Annotated in this window: 20 protein-coding genes; 8 read left to right on the top strand and 12 right to left on the bottom strand. The window is 50.5% G+C overall.

Annotation, left to right across the window (positions count from 1 at the left end; all coding sequences use genetic code 11):
* Positions 1 to 6 precede the first annotated feature (6 nt).
* The 6 genes from LZ24_RS00560 to LZ24_RS00585 form a co-directional block, all read right to left on the bottom strand.
* Positions 7 to 270 (bottom strand): phosphoribosyl-ATP diphosphatase, encoded by a 264-nt coding sequence (locus tag LZ24_RS00560; RefSeq protein ID WP_144681230.1) that lies wholly within the window; start codon positions 268 to 270, stop codon positions 7 to 9.
* A gap of 9 nt (positions 271 to 279) precedes the next feature.
* Positions 280 to 1,104: a rhodanese-like domain-containing protein gene (locus LZ24_RS00565; RefSeq protein WP_144681232.1), complete on the bottom strand. Its 825-nt coding sequence runs from the start codon at positions 1,102 to 1,104 to the stop codon at positions 280 to 282.
* Positions 1,105 to 1,128: 24 nt separating this feature from the next.
* The gene (locus tag LZ24_RS00570) at positions 1,129 to 1,752 is read right to left on the bottom strand and encodes an HAD family hydrolase (protein ID WP_186442841.1); all 624 of its coding nucleotides are present in this window, start codon (positions 1,750 to 1,752) and stop codon (positions 1,129 to 1,131) included.
* 49 nt (positions 1,753 to 1,801) lie between these two features.
* A complete protein-coding gene (locus tag LZ24_RS00575; RefSeq protein ID WP_144681236.1) occupies positions 1,802 to 2,203 on the bottom strand; it encodes a hypothetical protein in 402 nt (133 codons plus the stop codon).
* Positions 2,204 to 2,372: 169 nt separating this feature from the next.
* A complete protein-coding gene (locus tag LZ24_RS00580; RefSeq protein WP_144681238.1) occupies positions 2,373 to 2,897 on the bottom strand; it encodes a 3-isopropylmalate dehydratase small subunit in 525 nt (174 codons plus the stop codon).
* Positions 2,894 to 4,195 carry a 3-isopropylmalate dehydratase large subunit gene (locus LZ24_RS00585; protein WP_144681240.1) on the bottom strand — a complete coding sequence of 434 codons (1,302 nt, stop codon included), beginning with the start codon at positions 4,193 to 4,195 and terminating at the stop codon, positions 2,894 to 2,896. Before LZ24_RS00585 ends, LZ24_RS00580 begins: the two co-directional genes overlap by 4 nt.
* A 162-nt stretch (positions 4,196 to 4,357) precedes the next feature.
* On the opposite strand from LZ24_RS00585, the gene LZ24_RS00590 reads away from it, so the two are divergent.
* The gene (locus LZ24_RS00590; RefSeq protein ID WP_144681242.1) at positions 4,358 to 5,275 is read left to right on the top strand and encodes a dihydroorotate dehydrogenase; all 918 of its coding nucleotides are present in this window, start codon (positions 4,358 to 4,360) and stop codon (positions 5,273 to 5,275) included.
* A 111-nt stretch (positions 5,276 to 5,386) separates the two neighbouring features.
* Here the strand turns inward: LZ24_RS00590 and LZ24_RS00595 are convergent, their stop codons facing one another.
* Positions 5,387 to 5,743, bottom strand: a complete 357-nt coding sequence (locus LZ24_RS00595) for a hypothetical protein (RefSeq protein WP_144681244.1) — start codon at positions 5,741 to 5,743, stop codon at positions 5,387 to 5,389.
* Between the two features lie 65 nt (positions 5,744 to 5,808).
* On the opposite strand from LZ24_RS00595, the gene LZ24_RS00600 reads away from it, so the two are divergent.
* Both LZ24_RS00600 and LZ24_RS00605 read left to right on the top strand, forming a co-directional pair.
* Positions 5,809 to 6,273 (top strand): DUF2147 domain-containing protein, encoded by a 465-nt coding sequence (locus tag LZ24_RS00600; RefSeq protein WP_186442842.1) that lies wholly within the window; start codon positions 5,809 to 5,811, stop codon positions 6,271 to 6,273.
* A gap of 240 nt (positions 6,274 to 6,513) precedes the next feature.
* A complete protein-coding gene (locus LZ24_RS00605; protein ID WP_144681248.1) occupies positions 6,514 to 7,071 on the top strand; it encodes a chalcone isomerase family protein in 558 nt (185 codons plus the stop codon).
* Between the two features lie 56 nt (positions 7,072 to 7,127).
* Here the strand turns inward: LZ24_RS00605 and LZ24_RS00610 are convergent, their stop codons facing one another.
* The 5 genes from LZ24_RS00610 to LZ24_RS00630 form a co-directional block, all read right to left on the bottom strand.
* A complete protein-coding gene (locus tag LZ24_RS00610; RefSeq protein WP_144681250.1) occupies positions 7,128 to 7,400 on the bottom strand; it encodes a hypothetical protein in 273 nt (90 codons plus the stop codon).
* Between the two features lie 13 nt (positions 7,401 to 7,413).
* Positions 7,414 to 7,896 (bottom strand): tRNA (N6-threonylcarbamoyladenosine(37)-N6)-methyltransferase TrmO, encoded by a 483-nt coding sequence (gene tsaA, locus LZ24_RS00615; RefSeq protein ID WP_144681252.1) that lies wholly within the window; start codon positions 7,894 to 7,896, stop codon positions 7,414 to 7,416.
* Positions 7,897 to 7,905: 9 nt separating this feature from the next.
* Entirely contained in the window at positions 7,906 to 9,834 is a 1,929-nt protein-coding gene (locus LZ24_RS00620; protein ID WP_144681254.1) for an AMP-dependent synthetase/ligase, read from the bottom strand.
* A gap of 141 nt (positions 9,835 to 9,975) precedes the next feature.
* Positions 9,976 to 10,524, bottom strand: a complete 549-nt coding sequence (locus LZ24_RS00625; RefSeq protein WP_144681256.1) for a nitroreductase family protein — start codon at positions 10,522 to 10,524, stop codon at positions 9,976 to 9,978.
* Between the two features lie 94 nt (positions 10,525 to 10,618).
* Positions 10,619 to 12,283 (bottom strand): sensor domain-containing diguanylate cyclase, encoded by a 1,665-nt coding sequence (locus LZ24_RS00630; RefSeq protein WP_144681258.1) that lies wholly within the window; start codon positions 12,281 to 12,283, stop codon positions 10,619 to 10,621.
* A 310-nt stretch (positions 12,284 to 12,593) separates the two neighbouring features.
* Between LZ24_RS00630 and LZ24_RS00635 the strand changes: the two genes are divergently transcribed.
* From LZ24_RS00635 to LZ24_RS00655, 5 genes are all read left to right on the top strand, one after another.
* A complete protein-coding gene (locus LZ24_RS00635) occupies positions 12,594 to 13,157 on the top strand; it encodes a cohesin domain-containing protein (RefSeq protein WP_144681260.1) in 564 nt (187 codons plus the stop codon).
* A 114-nt stretch (positions 13,158 to 13,271) separates the two neighbouring features.
* Positions 13,272 to 14,216, top strand: a complete 945-nt coding sequence (locus tag LZ24_RS00640; RefSeq protein WP_144681262.1) for a GGDEF domain-containing protein — start codon at positions 13,272 to 13,274, stop codon at positions 14,214 to 14,216.
* A gap of 12 nt (positions 14,217 to 14,228) precedes the next feature.
* A complete protein-coding gene (locus tag LZ24_RS00645; RefSeq protein ID WP_144681264.1) occupies positions 14,229 to 15,284 on the top strand; it encodes an ATP-binding protein in 1,056 nt (351 codons plus the stop codon).
* Positions 15,285 to 15,501: 217 nt separating this feature from the next.
* A complete protein-coding gene (locus tag LZ24_RS00650) occupies positions 15,502 to 16,362 on the top strand; it encodes an STAS domain-containing protein (protein ID WP_144681266.1) in 861 nt (286 codons plus the stop codon).
* Between the two features lie 3 nt (positions 16,363 to 16,365).
* Positions 16,366 to 16,713 (top strand): hypothetical protein, encoded by a 348-nt coding sequence (locus tag LZ24_RS00655; protein WP_144681268.1) that lies wholly within the window; start codon positions 16,366 to 16,368, stop codon positions 16,711 to 16,713.
* Positions 16,714 to 16,741 lie beyond the last annotated feature (28 nt).

The following is a 16,741-nucleotide window of genomic DNA, read 5'->3' on the forward strand; positions in this document are numbered from 1 at the left end:
TTCCTTTTATAAATATTTATAAACATCCTCAAGGCTTAAGTCACAGGCCAGCATCATGACCTGAATATGGTAAAGGAGCTGGGAAATTTCCTCAGCGGTTTTTTCCCGGCCTTCGTATTCGGAAGCCATCCAGACCTCTCCGGCCTCTTCAAGAATTTTTTTTCCGATAAAATGTTTACCATACCCCAAGGCCCTTACGGTTCCGGAATCCGGATTCCCGGTTCTGGCCTTTTCCTGCAATTCGGCAAAAAGCTCTTCAAAACGTTTCATAAAAATCCTTTATCCGGATGCTCCGCAAAGGGCAAAGGCCTCTCCAAGGCGTACCATATGGGCTTTTTCTGCCTGTGCCAGCGTCATAAAGGCATCCCTTTCCTCTCCTTGTGCGGTTTCTCCTAAGTTTCTGTACAGATCATAGGCCATCAGCTCCACACCCATGGCCGTTTCAAGCACCTTGATACAGTCTCCTTCGCTAAGGCCGAGGATGCCTGCCCGAAGGCTTTCCAAAGATTCCCCGCCCTCGGTAAATTCCGTGCTGAGCGCCCCATAGACGGTTTCAAAGGAACCTTCTTTTTTCATAAAACGCCAGAGAATTTTTGCATGGGCCACCTCTTCGGCTCCCATTCCGGCCAGAAAGGTACCCAAGGGGCCTTTTTCCCAGCGGCTAGCCAGAAAACCATAAAAAAGCTCGGCCCCCTTTTCCAGAGCCATGGCCCGTTCCAGTGGCGTTCCCTGCATTTTTGACCCGAAAAAGAGCGAAAGGTCCGGGGGATGATCAAGAATCTGCCCTTCCCACGCTGCAATACCCCCTGTCATACTGAAAAGACGGATACTTTCCCCAAGGGCATCCCTTCCCATAAAGGCAGCGGCTTCCGACCGCACCCCACGGGCACAGTAGAAAATCACCTCACGGGCCCTGTCCTTCACCAGTGTTCCGATCCTTGATGTCACATCCTTCAGGGGCAGATGCAGGGCACCGGGAATATGCTCTTTTTCATATTCATGGTCCTCCCGCACATCCACAAGGAGATAATTTTTTTCCCTGTGGCTCCGGATATAGGATGCAACCTCCTCCGGCCACAATCTTTCAAAGGGCTTTTCTCCCATCTTGCCGTCTCCTTTTATGGCGAATCAAAAAAGAACGAAGGGAAAGCGTTTTTGCACTTCTTCCCTGAAAGCTTCCTCCTCCTGATACCAGATGGCATCCATGCCAAGGCTTAAAGCCCTCTCCACGTGGGGCCTGTGATCATCGACAAAAAGCGTCTTTTCCGGCGTCGTGTCCATGGCATCAAGAACCTGAAGAAAAAAATCCGTATCTTTTTTGGTGATACCCGCATAATAAGAATTAAAAACCCTGTCAAAACAAGGGAAAAAACCATCCCGTGCATCCAGCTCTTCCAGCCAGTGGGTCTGGTCACTGAGAATGGCTGTGCGGATACCCTTCAAGCGAAGGCGGGCGGAAAGATAGAGCATGGATGGACGCACAACAAAACGGGCATGCACAAAGGCTGTCAGGGCTTCATCACTGCCAACAATACCGGATTGTTCCCTCAAGGCCTGCCAGAAATCCTTATCCCGGATTTTCCCAGTGGTAAAACCCGTGGCATAAACCAGATCAAAGGCCATACGTTTCAGGGATTCGGGATCTTTATCCTGTTCAAGGGCAAGGTCCACCATGGCCGCCTTGAAACCCTCCTCTGCAATAACACCACCAAAATCCAGAAGTACCAGTTCCGGCATCCGGACAGTATTCATATTGATCTCCCTTTGCATGACGATACAGCCCATGCCCCCTTTTCAATGGCTACCAGTGCATCCACAGGTCCAGAAGGATGGCAAGGCATGAAAGGCCGAAGATAAAAAGATAATTGATGTTTTCACGGGATTTGCGGATGGAATCTACGATGTACAAAAGGGCATCCCTGTCTTCCCTGCTTAAGGCGGTCTCGTCTTTTAGTTTTTCCGCCAGCCTGTAATCTGCAATGACTTTTCGTCTTTTGCGGGAAATGTAGTAGCGGAAGGCAAAGAAAAAAACATAGCCCACCACCCCGGCATACCAGACTGGCCGGAACCAGTGGACCTGCCACTGGGTAAATAAGATCAGGATGCGGAACATCAGGGCGGAAAAAAGACCTAAGACAAAAAATGAATCAATGACAAGGGATGGGAATGTATGTGGAACCTTAAGTCTGCCTGCCTCTTCCATTCATTCTGTCTCCGGTAATCGGCTGCCACCGCTGCTGCGCTCCACCATGGAGCAAATGCAATCTTCTCCATGTACCAGAAAGCAGGAAACGGCGCAATGCCGCTCCCTGCTTCAAGGGAATTTTCGACCAATTTTTATGCCGGTCTGTAATCAGACGGACGGAGAAACATCAGTAGTTTTTATCCGCAAAATCCACCCAGCCTCCGGCCTTGACCAGACTTTTATCAAATTCCGAAACACTGAAACCAATTTCAAGGGTATCCTCACCCGCCTTAAAAACAAAAAGCCCCTTTTCCAGATCCACGGAAACAAAGGTTTCCTTTCCAGAAAAACGGGAAAAAAGCACATCAATGTCTTCCTTTGGCAGCTCCACAGCCATCATGCCGCAGTTAAACATGTTCTGCCGGAAAATCCTTGCAAAACTTTCGGCGATCACAAGATAAATACCGTTTACCTCAAAGGCCCATGGCGCATGTTCCCGGGAAGATCCGCACCCGAAATTGGCCCGGCTCACAACAACGGAAGCCCCGGCAAAACTTGAAGCCGGATGAAAGCCTTCCATATTCAGGTCTTCCATAAGAAAGGGTTTCAGGGCCTCTTTGGTAATTTCCGTAAGATAACGGGCAGGAATAATTTCATCGGTATTGATATCCGAGCGGTCCAGAAAGGCCACCTTACCGTCAAAGGATTTCATGCGCTGGCCTCCTTTCCCGTATACAGTAGGGAGTTAGAGATTTTTCCTGTCAGGGCCGTGGCTGCTGCCGTAGCCGGACTCATGAGATGCACCATACCGCCTTTGCCCATACGGCCATTGAAATTCCGGTTTGTGGTGGCGGCACAGACCTCCCCTTCGGCCAAAACCCCGTTGCTCATTCCAAGGCAGGCTCCGCAGGTGGGGTTGGTAACACAGAAACCCGCATCCATGAAAATCTGAATAATCCCTTCGGCCAGTGCCATACGGTAAACTTCCGGCGTAGCAGGAGAAACAACTCCTCTCACCGTATCCGCAATGCGCCCCCCCTTCAGTACAGCGGCAGCCACCCGGAGATCTTCAATGCGTCCGTTGGTGCAGGAGCCGATATAGACCTGATCCACAGGGGTACCCTCCATTTCGGAAACGGGCTTCACCTGATCCGGCTTATACCCGAAGGTCATCATGGGAGAAAGACCTGAGACGTCAAGGGTCATGGTTCCGTCATACTCCGCATCCGCATCGGAAATCCACTGAGAATAATCCGCAAGGGCCGCTTCCTTTGAAGGATAATCCTTTTCAATGAAAGGCCAGAGATAGTCCACGGTCACGGCATCGGGATAACAGACACCGCAGGTCCCCCCCGCTTCAATGGCCATGTTGCAGAGGGTCATGCGGGATTCCATGCTCATGGACTCGATCACAGGGCCTGTGAATTCAATCACCTTATTGGTGGCACCGTTCACACCCAGCTCTCCGATGAGGGCAAGGATCACATCCTTGGCGTACACACCGGCAGGCAGGCTGCCCGTAACCTCCACCTTAAGGGTCCGGGGAGCCTTGAAGGCACAGACGCCCTTTAAGATTCCCACCTCAAGGTCTGTGGTGCCCACGCCTGCGGCAAAGGCACCAAAGGCACCGTGGGTACAGGTATGGGAATCACCCATGATCACCGTATATCCCGGCCGGACAAAACCCTTTTCCGGGAACAGGGCATGGCAGACACCGTTGCGGCCAATATCAAAAAAATCCTTTATGCCGTGGCGTCTGGCCCAGTCCCGGATAATTTTTCCCTGCTCTGCGGTTTTGGAATCCTTGGCCGGTGTCACATGATCAATCACAGCCTTTATTTTAGAAGGATCAAACACCCGATCCTTGCCCCGGGCCACGAGATCATTGATGGCCACAGGGGTTGTAATCTCATGGCAGAAAACCGCATCCAGGCGGATCACCTGAATGTCTCCTGCCGGATTATCCACCCGGTGAGCATCAAATATCTTTTCTGTAATGGTCTTGCCCATGTCCTCTCCCTGATAATAAATAAGGATTGATTTTTAAAAAAAGCATCTTCTCTTGCCACAAAGATGCCCTTCCGTCTATAAACGAGGCGCTGGCCTATGGCAAGGCCCTATCCCCCCAAAGGCCCTATTCTTCAAAGACATTTCAAAAAACAAGGAATAAAGATGCTGCCGGATCTTTGTGTGAACATCGCAGGACTCAGACTGAAAAACCCCGTACTCACCGCTTCAGGAACCTTTGGTTACGGCCTTGAATACGCAGAAGCGGCAGACCTTTCCCGCATCGGTGCCATTGTTGTCAAAGGCCTCTCCCTGGAACCTTCGGCAGGAAATCCGGAACCGAGGGTGGTGGAAACGGCATCCGGCCTCCTCAATGCCGTAGGCCTTGAAAACATCGGTGTGGAAGCCTTTCTGAAGGACAAGCTGCCCCTTCTTAAAAGCCATGGAACGCCCGTCATTGCCAACCTGTACGGAAAAAGTGAAGAGGATTACAAAAATCTTGCCCTGCGCCTTGAAAGGGAGCCGGACATCGCAGCACTGGAGCTGAACATCTCCTGCCCCAACGTCAAAGCCGGAGGCATGGCCTTTGGCACAGACCCTGATGCTGCAGCCCGCCTGACGGAAAACGTGCGCCAAGTCAGCAGCAAACCCCTCATCGTCAAGCTTTCCCCCAATGTAACGGATATAAAAGTCATTGCCCGAAGTGTTGAAGGTGCAGGTGCCGATGCCTTAAGCCTCATCAATACCCTCACGGGTATGGCCATCGACATAAAAACAAGAAAACCAAGGCTTGCCAATGTCACAGGCGGACTTTCGGGACCTGCCATCAAACCCGTGGCCCTGCGTATGGTATGGGAGACCAGCGCCTGTGTGAAAATCCCTGTGATCGGTCTGGGGGGAATCATGAATGCCAATGATGCCATTGAATTTTTTCTGGCCGGTGCCAGTGCCGTGGCCGTGGGAACAGCCAACTTCATCAATCCGAAGGTCACCTCAGAGATTGTTGGGGGCCTTAAGGATTATATGAAAAAAAATAATTTCAGCTCCATTGCAGATCTGAAAAAAGGGCTGGTTCTTCCATGAATTCATTTTCTCCTTACATAAAAAACGTGTAATTGTTCAGAACAATTTTCCAAGTATCATACCTGCCAGACGAATGCACAGGCACCCAGACTATTTGCCTGTGACGCAATCTTATTCGGGAGCTTCTTGCCCTGTGCGGAAGCGGCAAAAACTCCCCGCCACAGGCAGGATAAGCTTTTTGATTACCATGGCAGGCTTCATCACGCTGCCTTTGTGGCGGGTCAGACAGTTTGCCGCTTCTTTCGCACAGGCCTTCGAATCTCTGATCCGAAACGATTGCAATGTCACTTGCAAATAGCCAGGGTGCCTTGCTGCAGTACGAAGCTCCTGCAGTTGCAGTATTGGAATTTCAGAATCAACTGTGCTGACAGTTACAAAAAAACTTTTCATACATAAAAGCAGGCGGTCATTTTCTGGCGTTTCATGCAAAATACCTTCTTGCCATTTGGTCATTCCTGTTGTAAACAATGTTTCTCAATCAGATCCTGCAGATACGGATTCACCGTCCAACCAAAAGGATAAGGAGGCCTTTCATGTACAAAAGAAGTATCCCCCTGCTCTTGTTTTTCATTGTCCTGTTATCCATCCCCGCATTTTCCCAGACCCTTGAACCTCCCACGGGCCTCTGGAAGACCGAAGGGGGAAAATCCATTGTAGAAATCATCCCCCTTCCCGAAAATAAAAGCTGGGCTGCACAGATTGTATGGCTCAAAGAGCCCATGGATGATGAGGGTGAAGAGCTGCTGGATGCCCTGAATCCGAATCCTAAAAAAAGAAACAATCCCATTCTGGGGCTAACCATTGCCTGGGGTTTCAGAACCGCTGAAAAGGGCGGCTGGAAAGACGGTCAGGTCTATGATCCTGAAAACGGTAAAATATATAAGGGGCAGGCCAGGATGAAGGGAGACCAGCTGGAACTGCGGGGATACATCGGCATCCCCGCCTTTGGCAGGAGCACCCACTGGAAACGGATCAGCCATTTACCGGAAGCCTCTTAATTCAAACAGCAGGCAGCCTATGGGAAGCCCTCCAGGCCACTACGCTGCGTGGACAGCCGTCACAGGCAATCACGGACAGATTCGGGGATTTTACCAATAATTTTAATCATTTTAAGGTTCCTGCAGCGAAAAGTTTCTGCCAGCCAGAATATATTCTATGCTATGAGTCTGTATATGTGGCATTCATACACTAAAAAAACTTTAAAACCCATAAAACCTGTCAAACCAAAGGAGTTTTCCATGAAAAAAATTCTCGTATTCCTAACCGTCTGCCTGATGGCCATGCCCGCCATGGCTACCCTGAATGTAAGAGGTGTGGATCTTCCCACCTCCATCACCCTTGAGGAAGACACCCTCGTTCTGAATGGTGCGGGTACCCGCAGAAGGGCCATGATGAACCTCTATGTTGGCGCTCTGTATCTTCAGGAAAAAAACAGTAATGCAACCGCCATCATCAATGCGGATGCTTCCATGTCCATCCGCCTTCACATCACATCGGGCATGATTACCAGAGAAAGAATGCTGGATGCCATCAATGAAGGCTTTGAAGCTGCCACAGGCGGCAACACCGCCCCGATACAGACTCAGATAGATATACTCAACGGGTTTTTCAGCGATGAAATTAAGGAGGGTGATCTCATTGAGCTGGCCTACACGCCGACCCGAGGAGTCATCATGAGTAAAAACGGAGCAACCAGAGGCAGCATCGAAGGCCTTGATTTCAAAAAAGCACTCTTTGCCATCTGGCTGGGGGATAAACCCGCAGATAATCGCCTGAAACGGGATATGCTGAATTAATCTCCGGGCAATGCGCCATGAAAGGTCTGCAGATCCGATTTTCTGCAGACCTTTTTTTATATTTTTTTAAAAGTCCTCCGCCTTTCCAGGGCAGAACGGGCCACAAGGGCCATTTCAACGGCCTCCCGCCATTCTCCGGCCCCCAGCCCAAAACGTACGCAGAGCTCCTGATCCGGGTCCGAATTAAAAACGGAGCGCAGCTCCCGCAAAGAAAAACCATCATAATAATACGCCGCCAGCCCATCATCCCGCAAAAAAACAGAGGGCATGAGTTCCGGATGGCGGCGGATCAGTACCTGCAGCTCTGCCGCAGAATCCGCATACCTCATTTTTCACATACTTTCATATAAAGCGCTCATCGGATCGCATGGCAAGCACCGCTTCCCTGCCATGCTGCATCCAGCCGGACCGGACATTGTCCCTGTGATCAAAGGCAGGAATATAGGGCTTAATATCCAAAAGGGGTGTGCCATCCAGCATGTCCACACCTGAAATTTCAAGCCTGCCCCCGTCCACGGAAAGAAGTTCCACGACAGAAAGCCCAAGATGAGAAGGCCTTAAGGGCGATCTTGTGGCAAAAACCCCCCTTTCCTCCGTATCCATAAAAGGGATGACCCGCATCTGCTCACGTTTCGCCCCGTGGAAAACATACAGAAGATAAATATGGCTGAACCCTTCAAGATCTTTCAAACCTTCATGGAAATCAGGCTTCACCGTCACATATCCTCTCACATCTCCAGCACCCACGGGCTGAATGGGCATATCTTCAAGGCTGTGAAACGGAGAACGGATGACACCCATCACAGGCAGACAATAACTTTCCATGCAAACTCCTCAGCCAAGAACAGGGCCTTTTTTATAGAGTTTTTCAACTTCATCACCATAGCGGGCCATCACCACATCCCTGCGCACCTTCAGGGTCGGCGTCAGCTCCCCAGACTCCATCGTAAAATTTTCATGGAGGATCATATAATTTCTTATTTTTTCAAATCCCTGCAGTTTTTCATTGACAAGGGCAATTTCAATTTCAATCATGGCGACAACTTCAGGCATCCGTACAAACTCCGGAGACACCTCATAGCCTTCACCGGCTTGTCTTACAAGTCCTTCATCAATAAAAAGACCCGATGCCCGAAACATGCGGATGAAAGCACCGAAATCCGGGACGATCAGGGCCACGGGAAAGGGCCTGTCATCCCCTATGGTTACTGTTTTTTCAATATAGCTGCTCAGGGAAAAAAGGGTTTCAATTTTGGCAGAGGCAACCCTGTGGCCCGTTGCCAGCATCAGCATCCCCTTTTTTCTGTCGATTACCCGGAGATAGCCATCCTCCTGCACCTCCACCACGTCCCCCGTACGGTAAAAACCATCCGAAGTAAAAGCCGCCTCTGTGGCCATGGGATTGTTCCAGTACTCTTTAAACAGGCTTTTCCCCTTCACAAGAAGCTCCCCGTCTTCGGCAAGGCGGTACTCAACTCCCTTACAGAACCTTCCTGCGGAGCCGGGTTTTACGGCTTCTATGGGATTCAGGGTCACGGAATTGCAGGTTTCCGTAGCTCCGTAGCCTTCCAGTATCGTAATACCCAGAGCCATATAAAGGCGACAGATTCTTTCCGGAAGGGCACCTGCAGCAGAAAAAACAAAACGAAGCCGCCCGCCAAGGCGCTTTCTCAGTTTCCGGCAAACCAGAAAATCCATGATCCTGTAATTCAGGGAAACAAGCACGCCCCCTGACCGGGATTTCCCTTCCCCCATATCCACACAGCCCTTTGCATCCATGATACGGCTGACCCAAGACAAGCCTGCGGCTTTGGCTTTCCGGAAAAGAAAACGCTGAAAAGCCCCTTTCAGGGTTTCTTCAACACGGGCATAAATCTTTGCGTAAGTATGGGGAACTCCCATCATGTAAGTGGGCTTAAAAAGCCTGATGTCATCCCCAAGGGAGGCTATCTGACCATAGGCAATGGGTACGGCGGCAAACATGGCCGTTCCATGGCCACACTGACGCTCATAGCTGTGGGATAAAGGAAGAAAGGATAAAAGACAGTCATTTTCCGTAAGAAGGGGAACGGCGCAGAGATCCCGGATACAGGCGCAGGTCATGGATTCATGGGTATGGAGAACGCCCTTGGCCTGTCCCGTGGTGCCTGAGGTATAGATCAGGGTCATGGGATCATCGGGCTGCACACTGCGCCAGCGCTGACCATAGGCAAGGGGGTGCTTCTGAAAAAAATCCCGGCCCTTTTCACGGAATGCCTTAAGACTGACAAGGTTCAGGGAATGAGCGGCATGGGATGAAATCTCGGGAGAGTTTTCACCGGGCCCCATCCATACGATGGATTTTAAAGATTTCGTCCCGGAAACCAGCAGGCGTTCCAGTACGGTTTTTCCATAGACAAAGACCAGACGCGCCCCTGAATCTCTGATCTGCTCTGTCATTTCATAATCGGAAAGAGCCGGATGAATGGCAACGGTAATGGCACCTGTCGATAAAACAGCATAATCCGCCCACATCCACTGGGGAACAGTCGGTGCCACAATGGCAACCCTGTCCCCTTTTTGAATACCTTCTGCAAGCAGTCCTGTACCAATTTCCTGAACGATCTCTCCAAGTTCGCGATAGGGAAGACGGACCACATCATCCCTGCCGTTTTCCCTTCTCCACATCTGGGCCGTGCGTTCCGGAAAACGCAGAACATTTCTCTGAAAGAGCTCAGGAAATGTCTGTCGGGTAAGATACCATTTCTGTGCCTGCTGATGCATACGCAACCTTCTCCATACCCGCCTGCAACTGGTTTGGCTTTCCTTTGACTTGCGGCCGCTGTCCTGCCCACCTGCAGTTAACGGATTTCATAAAAAAAATCCATCACCACAAAAAACCTTTCGTGATGATGGACCCTTTATCTAACCGCCATATCGCTCATTATGGGAAAAATCAGATAGGGCTTTTCGTTCCGGTGCTTTCGGGGTTTTATCCGGATACCCCAGAGGAATCATGCTCACCACCTGAACAGAGTCCGGCACACCAAGAATATCTGCCGCTTTCCCGTGGTCAAAAAGACCGACCACCACCGTACCGAGGCCCATGTCATGGGCCGTCAGGCACAGACTCTGGGTGGCAATACCCAGATCATAAAGCATCCAGTCTCCGAAAACCGTGGAAGCCCTGCCATCATAATATCCGCTGGCAGCCTTCTTTCCACAAAGAACCAGAAGAACGGGTGCTGCCACCAGAGCCTTTGTTGCAGGATTTTTCGGTGCGAGGGTCTCCTGAAGGCGCAACTTTGTATCTGCATCCTTTACAACAATCACCTCCCAGCACTGGGTGTTGGCCCATGACTGGGACCATTGCACGGATTCAAGAATTTTTTCCAGCTCCGCATCGGAAACCATGCGATCCTGATACTTACGGACACTGCGACGGTTTTTTAAAAGATCCAGAAATTCAGCCATGCTCTTCCTCCTTTATCTGTTGAGGTACGGATACTCCCCTCTAAAGCTCTCCCCCGAGAAACCAGGTTCATGAGGCCATACCTTTAAATCTTTGTCAAACACCAGCTCCCGAATCCCCGGAAGTGGCACGGCAAACCCTGTTTCTACCGGCCTGCTTGGCCATATACATGGCCTTATCCGCTGCGGTGATAAGCTCATGGGGTGAGGGAGCATCCTCCGGCCAGCAGGCAATTCCAAGGGAAATAGTTATACCAAGCTTTTGATTTTCTGCGATAATCAATGGAGAAGATGCCACCCTTTTCCGGAGTGCTTCCGCCCTTGTCAGCCCGTCTTCTGCCGAAAGACCCGGGAGTAACAGCAAGAATTCCTCCCCTCCGTAACGGCAGGCAACATCTTCGGTGCGAACATCTTTTTTCAAAACACCTGCAAGGTTCTGCAAAACAAGATCTCCGACATCATGGCCATGGGTGTCATTAAAAAGTTTAAAATCATCCACATCCATGAGGATGACGGAAAGGGGGAGGTTTTCCCTTTTCATCCGGGAAAGTTCCCGTACAAAGGTCTCTTCCATGTATCTTCTGTTATAAAGCCCCGTAAGGGGGTCGGTCACGGCTTCCCTGCGGAGCCTGTCCACCAGATGCAAAGACGTCAGGCAGGCCGTCAGATGACCCGCCACACTCCCGGCCAAAGCCCTGCGCGCAGCCTGTTTTCTGCCATAAAGATCTGCCATCTGACGCAGCCGGATGCGCATCATGGCCCCTTTTCCTTCCCTGGGGATCACGGGAATACACAGCTCTTCGCAGCCATCCACACCCGCACCGCAAACGGATACCCGGTCAGCGGCGGATTTTTTACAGGGGCAGGCCTCCCCCATACAATGGTCTATATCCGGCCGGTCCCGCCCCCAGCCTGCAATAATCTCCATGCGGCCCTGAGTACCAGGCAGAGCAAGAATCCCCGCATCGGAAGGAAAAATCTGCTGGCAGGTCCGGACCACAAGGGAAGCGGCATCGCTGGTATCCTTTGCATTCTGAAGGGCTTCTGCCAGCCGGTTCAGCTGTGTAATCTCAAGGGTTCGCCTTTCCAGGGAACGGACACTGCTGCGAAGGGCCGTATTAATAGTCTCCAGCACATGGGTCCGTGCCGCAACCTTTTCCTCCAGTCGTTGCTTATGAAGCGCAAGGGATTTCTGCCGGCGCCGCACCTCACGAATCCATTGGGTATTATGCCTGATCTGTATTTCCAAAAGGGTTTTGCGTGCCTTATCCGAACGTTCCAGCGTTGCGGCCATCTCATCAAATGCCCTGAGCAGTTCTTCTGCTCCATCCATGCCTGCACCATGGATTCTGCATGAAAAGTCCCCCTGCTGTATGGCCTGCATTCCCCTGCTCACCTCCACGAGGGACATGCGCAATCTGTATCTTTCCCAAAAAAAGGCCGCAACAGCAAAAAAAACCGATACGATTGCACAGATGAACCCGGAAAGTATCCAGAATACTGCCAGATGCATGTCATTTATGATATCAGAACCATGAGCTTTTTCGTCCGCTTCTTTGTTAGAAGCAGTCCCCTGATTTTCATGGACAGGGAAAAACGAAGAAATCCCCTGACCGAAAAAGCCCCTTTCTTTTCCTTCAAGGATGGCTCCATGGAGCTGATATATCCCTAAGCCGGAAAAAATAAAAAAAAGAATGAGAAAAACAAGGGCTGCGGCCACAGAAATGCGAAAAGAAAAGCGGTTTGGAGGTTGATCTTTCATCGCTTCTTTCCAGAGAAATGTTCAGAGCTGATTTTTTGCCTCTGTCATCAAAACAACCTTATTTAAGAAACAAAGGCATTTTGTCACTATAGAAAAGGATTATGCTGAAGGACATAACATGCTTTCATAAAAACGCCTGTCTTCTTATCACCCTTTTTCCCTGAAATCAAAATACATCCCTTTGAATTGGAAAAAATAAAAAAACAGTCCCCGATATTTTCCTTATCCCCGCCCGATGTGTTATGGTGAAATAAATGGTCAGAGCTGCCATATAAAAAAGCTTTCTTTCTCCCCTCTGCAAGGAAAAAACATGCGATACCTTATATTTGTATTTATTTTTTTTCTGGGAACCCCCATTTACAGCCATGGAAATGATCTCTTTACAACACCCTTCCATGGTCTCAGCGGCGGTACAGCCGATACCCGCATCCTCATCAAGGATGCCCCCAATGATCTGGAAAATTTTTCCTTTGTACTCTCCTATGATCCTTATATCCTTTCCTATGACAGGTTCATTGAGTCACCGGGACCGGGGTGGGAAATCACAACGGAAAAACTGACGGACAGCGGCCTCAATCACCGTATCCGTGTTACATTCAAGACAGGCAACAGGGAGCGTATACTGGAAAAGGATCAGGATTACCTGCTTGCCATGCTTCGTTTTTCCGTAAAAAAAAATCAGAGCAGCACCATACAGATCAGTGAACCCGAAGGGGATATCAGGAACTGGCGCACGGCGGGTTCCCGTTTTTTCCATACCAGCCAACATTCATCTGATGAAGACCCTGACACAACCGCACACATAACTTGTTTTATTAACGTTCTGTCCAGCCCCCTCAACAGATCCAGTCAGACACCTTTTTTTGGGCTTTGACTTTCAGGCTCCGCTATCGTATGGAACATGTGTTTACAATAAAAAACATAACAGCAAGGACCCAGAGGACATGGCGTCCGCACGAATGATTTTTCCCTGATACCGGAAGTTTTCATGGCCTGTCTTTTTTCCTTTCCCATACTTACGGAGCCGGATATTCAAAGGCTTGCCGTTCTCATTTTAGAAGCCACGGACAGGCTTAAGGGACCGGTTTTTTCATCGGCCATACGGATTCCCCAATTGAATATTCAACTGAGACAGGCTCTGGCCTCTGAACAGGCATCCCTTACGGTTTCCCTGTCCCTTGAGAGTGGCAGCCTGCAGGCCTCATGGCAGGGATATACTTTTTTGCTGCTTTCAGGTATCCGCCCCCCCGGATCAAAGGAGCTGGAAAAACTGCAGCAGGACTTCAAAGATAAAAGCCAGACCAGCAATCCGGATCTCCTGCGGATACAGAATGAAACCATCCGCAAAAAACTGCAACTGGCCCGGGAAGAAGCCCAGAAGGAAATCCGCACCATTGAGCAGCAGCTCCTGCACAGAAAAAAGGAGCTGGATCTTTATATCAAAAGGGCAGAAACAGACAGTCTCACCGGGCTTTTCAACCGGGGGGCCTATGATCGCCTGCTCCACGAAACCATCCGCCAGCTACAGTATAATCCCCGGCCCTTTTCCCTCATATTTCTGGATCTGGATTACTTCAAGGAGGTCAATGATACCTTCGGCCATGCCTATGGAGATGAGGTTCTCCGTTCCATGGCCTTTGCCATGCGTACCGCCATCCGGGAAGGACAGGATCTGGCCTGCCGCATCGGGGGAGATGAGTTTGCCATTCTTCTTTTTGCAGACACTGAACAGGCAGAACGCATCGCCCGCAGTATCCTTTCGGATATGGACAGAAAGGTCAGCATCGGTATCGCTGTTTTTGAAAAGAACGACACACCGGAAATTCTTGCCCACAAAGCAGATCAGGCCCTTTACCATGCCAAGGAAAATGGCAGGGGACGCATCTCCATGGCAGGGACATCCAGAGAACGCCAGCTGGAATATATGAACTGAAGGCAGGGTATCATGCATCTCATCGCACAGCAGCTTATAAAGGAAAAGGGAAGCGCACCCATGGTGCGCTCAAGGCTGCGTGCTGTATCCATGCGCATGGGTTTCAATGAGGTTCAGAGGGAACGGATTCAGATTGCCGCCAGTGAAGCCATGTCCAATCAGGTCAAATTTGCCACAGGCTCCGGCATTCTTCAGATCTGGGAGCATATTCATCCCACACCGGCTCTGGATCTTTTTGCCCTGGACCATGGGCCGGGCATTGCGGACCTTAACCGGGCACTCCAGGATGGTTTCTCCACGGCGCAGACCCTTGGAAGGGGGCTGGGGTCCATCCAAAGGGCTGCCGATATTTTTGATATCTACACCAAAAAAATTTCTCCGGGGATGCGGTCCTGGTGCGGAACAGCCCTGTGGATCCGGTTTTATCCAGCCGTTAAAATGCAGCCACCCCTGCACAGCTCTCTCCGGACGGGTACGTTTTTAAGGGCCTTCAGGGATCATATTTTCAATGGTGACAGCTTAAGTACTGCATCGGACAAGAGGTTTTTCAACTGGATTCATCTGGACGGACTGGGCCACGGACGCAATGCCGCCGAAACCGCCCAGGCCCTTCACAGGCTGCCTGAGCCCGGATCAGACCCCGCAGCGATTCTGACGACCCTCAATCAGAGGCTCCACGGCAGCCGGGGTGCCATGGGGCTTGCCATTCGGGTGGATACCAAAAAAAGAATCGTGGACTATGCGGGCCTTGGGGATCTGGTGCTGCGCTGCCACAGTCCTCTGGGAACCCACCAGCCCCATTTTCCCGGTGGTGTACTGGGCAGGGGCGGAGGCTCTCCGGGGACCGGCACCTTTGAGCTGCCTGAAGATGCCCTCATAACCAGCAGCTCCGATGGTATCAACGGAAAGGATTCACTGGAAAACCTGCCCGGTATCCAGAGATGCCACCCGCAGCTTATGGCCTTTTTGCTCGGTAACATCCATGGCCGGGACCATGACGACAAAAGTCTTTTTATCATGCATTACCGTACAGACCAGCAGACAGAAATAAACAGCGAGCCGCTGTAAACCCAAAAAAGGAGTAACGATTTAGCAGAATTTTCCTTTGGTAAATCGAATACCTTTAATCAGGTGCATAGACAACCGGACCATTTGTTCGTGACGAAACGATTGCAATGTCACTCACAAACAGCCCGATTGTCTTTTGCCAGAACAAATGTTTTGAAATTAAAATACAATTTTTCAAGTTAAAATGTGCTGAATAATTATAAAAAGGAAGGAACCCATGGATATCAATTACAGTACCATTGGCCCTGAAGTGCTGGACCGCATCGACATGAGCACCATCGCCGATAAAATTGCAGAATTTGCGGATCAGACACTGGCCAGCCAGCGCTACCTCAATGAAAATGAAATCAGGGACTACACCTTTGAACTCATTGACCTTTTTTCATCTATTTTAAAAAAAGGCGAGATTTCAGGCTCCGACCCTGCCTACCAGACTCTGGGTCGCCTCATGATGGAGGTCCATGGAAAAATACAGATGCGGGGAGGCTCTGCGGAAGCTTTTTTCCGTCTGATCCAGTTTATCCAGAACCTTTTTCTGGAATCCCTTCTCGCACAGGTGGAACCCTCCGAGGAAGTCCGTCAGATGCTCCTGTATCTCATCCGTTTCTTTAACAAGCTGGTCATGGATACCTTCAGGCTCTATCAGCTTGAAAGGAAAATGGCCGTGGAGGCCCAGCAGAACGAACTCATGGCCGTGGCAACCCCCATCACGGAAATATGGGACGGCGTACTTTCCCTTCCCGTAATCGGCACCCTGGACTCCAGCAGGGCCATGGATCTTATGGAAAAGCTGCTTCAGCGCATTGAGGAAGTCAGGGCCCGTGTGATCATTCTGGACCTTACCGGTGTTTCCACCATCGATACCCAGGTCATGCATCACCTCATACAGGTCATCCGTGCTTCAGGACTGATGGGAGCCCGCGCCATTCTGACGGGTATCCGGCCCTGCATTGCAAGATCCCTTGCCAACCTGAACATCAATATGGGAGATATCCAGACAAAATCCACCCTGTCCGAAGGCCTCAAGGAAGCGTTCAGATCCTTAGGTTTTCAGGTCAGCCGGACTCAGGCGGATTAAACCATGGTAACGGGCATTCACATGACACCCATAGAAAAGGGCCGGTTTCTTCTGGAACCCGATACAGCCCTTGACCCTTCGGATCCGGACAGGCTGATTACGGAAATCCTTGGCGAACTCCAGAAAAAAAATACGCGGGTTATCTTCTATGATCTCAGCCGCACGCCTGTGATCGACACTATCTATTATGAATGGCTCTGCCTGCTGGCAAAATCTTGCAGTGCAGCAGCCATCACCATGACCGTCATCCGAATGCCACCCACGGCCGCATGCAGTCTCGCCTCCCACATGAAATCCTCGCCACCCTTTGCCTGCGCGCTGGATACCCAAAGCCCTCCGCTGAACGTATAAAAACCTTGACAGTCAAGGGGCATGCCTT

It is taken from the genome of Desulfobotulus alkaliphilus (assembly GCF_007830435.1).
GTDB lineage: Bacteria > Desulfobacterota > Desulfobacteria > Desulfobacterales > ASO4-4 > Desulfobotulus > Desulfobotulus alkaliphilus.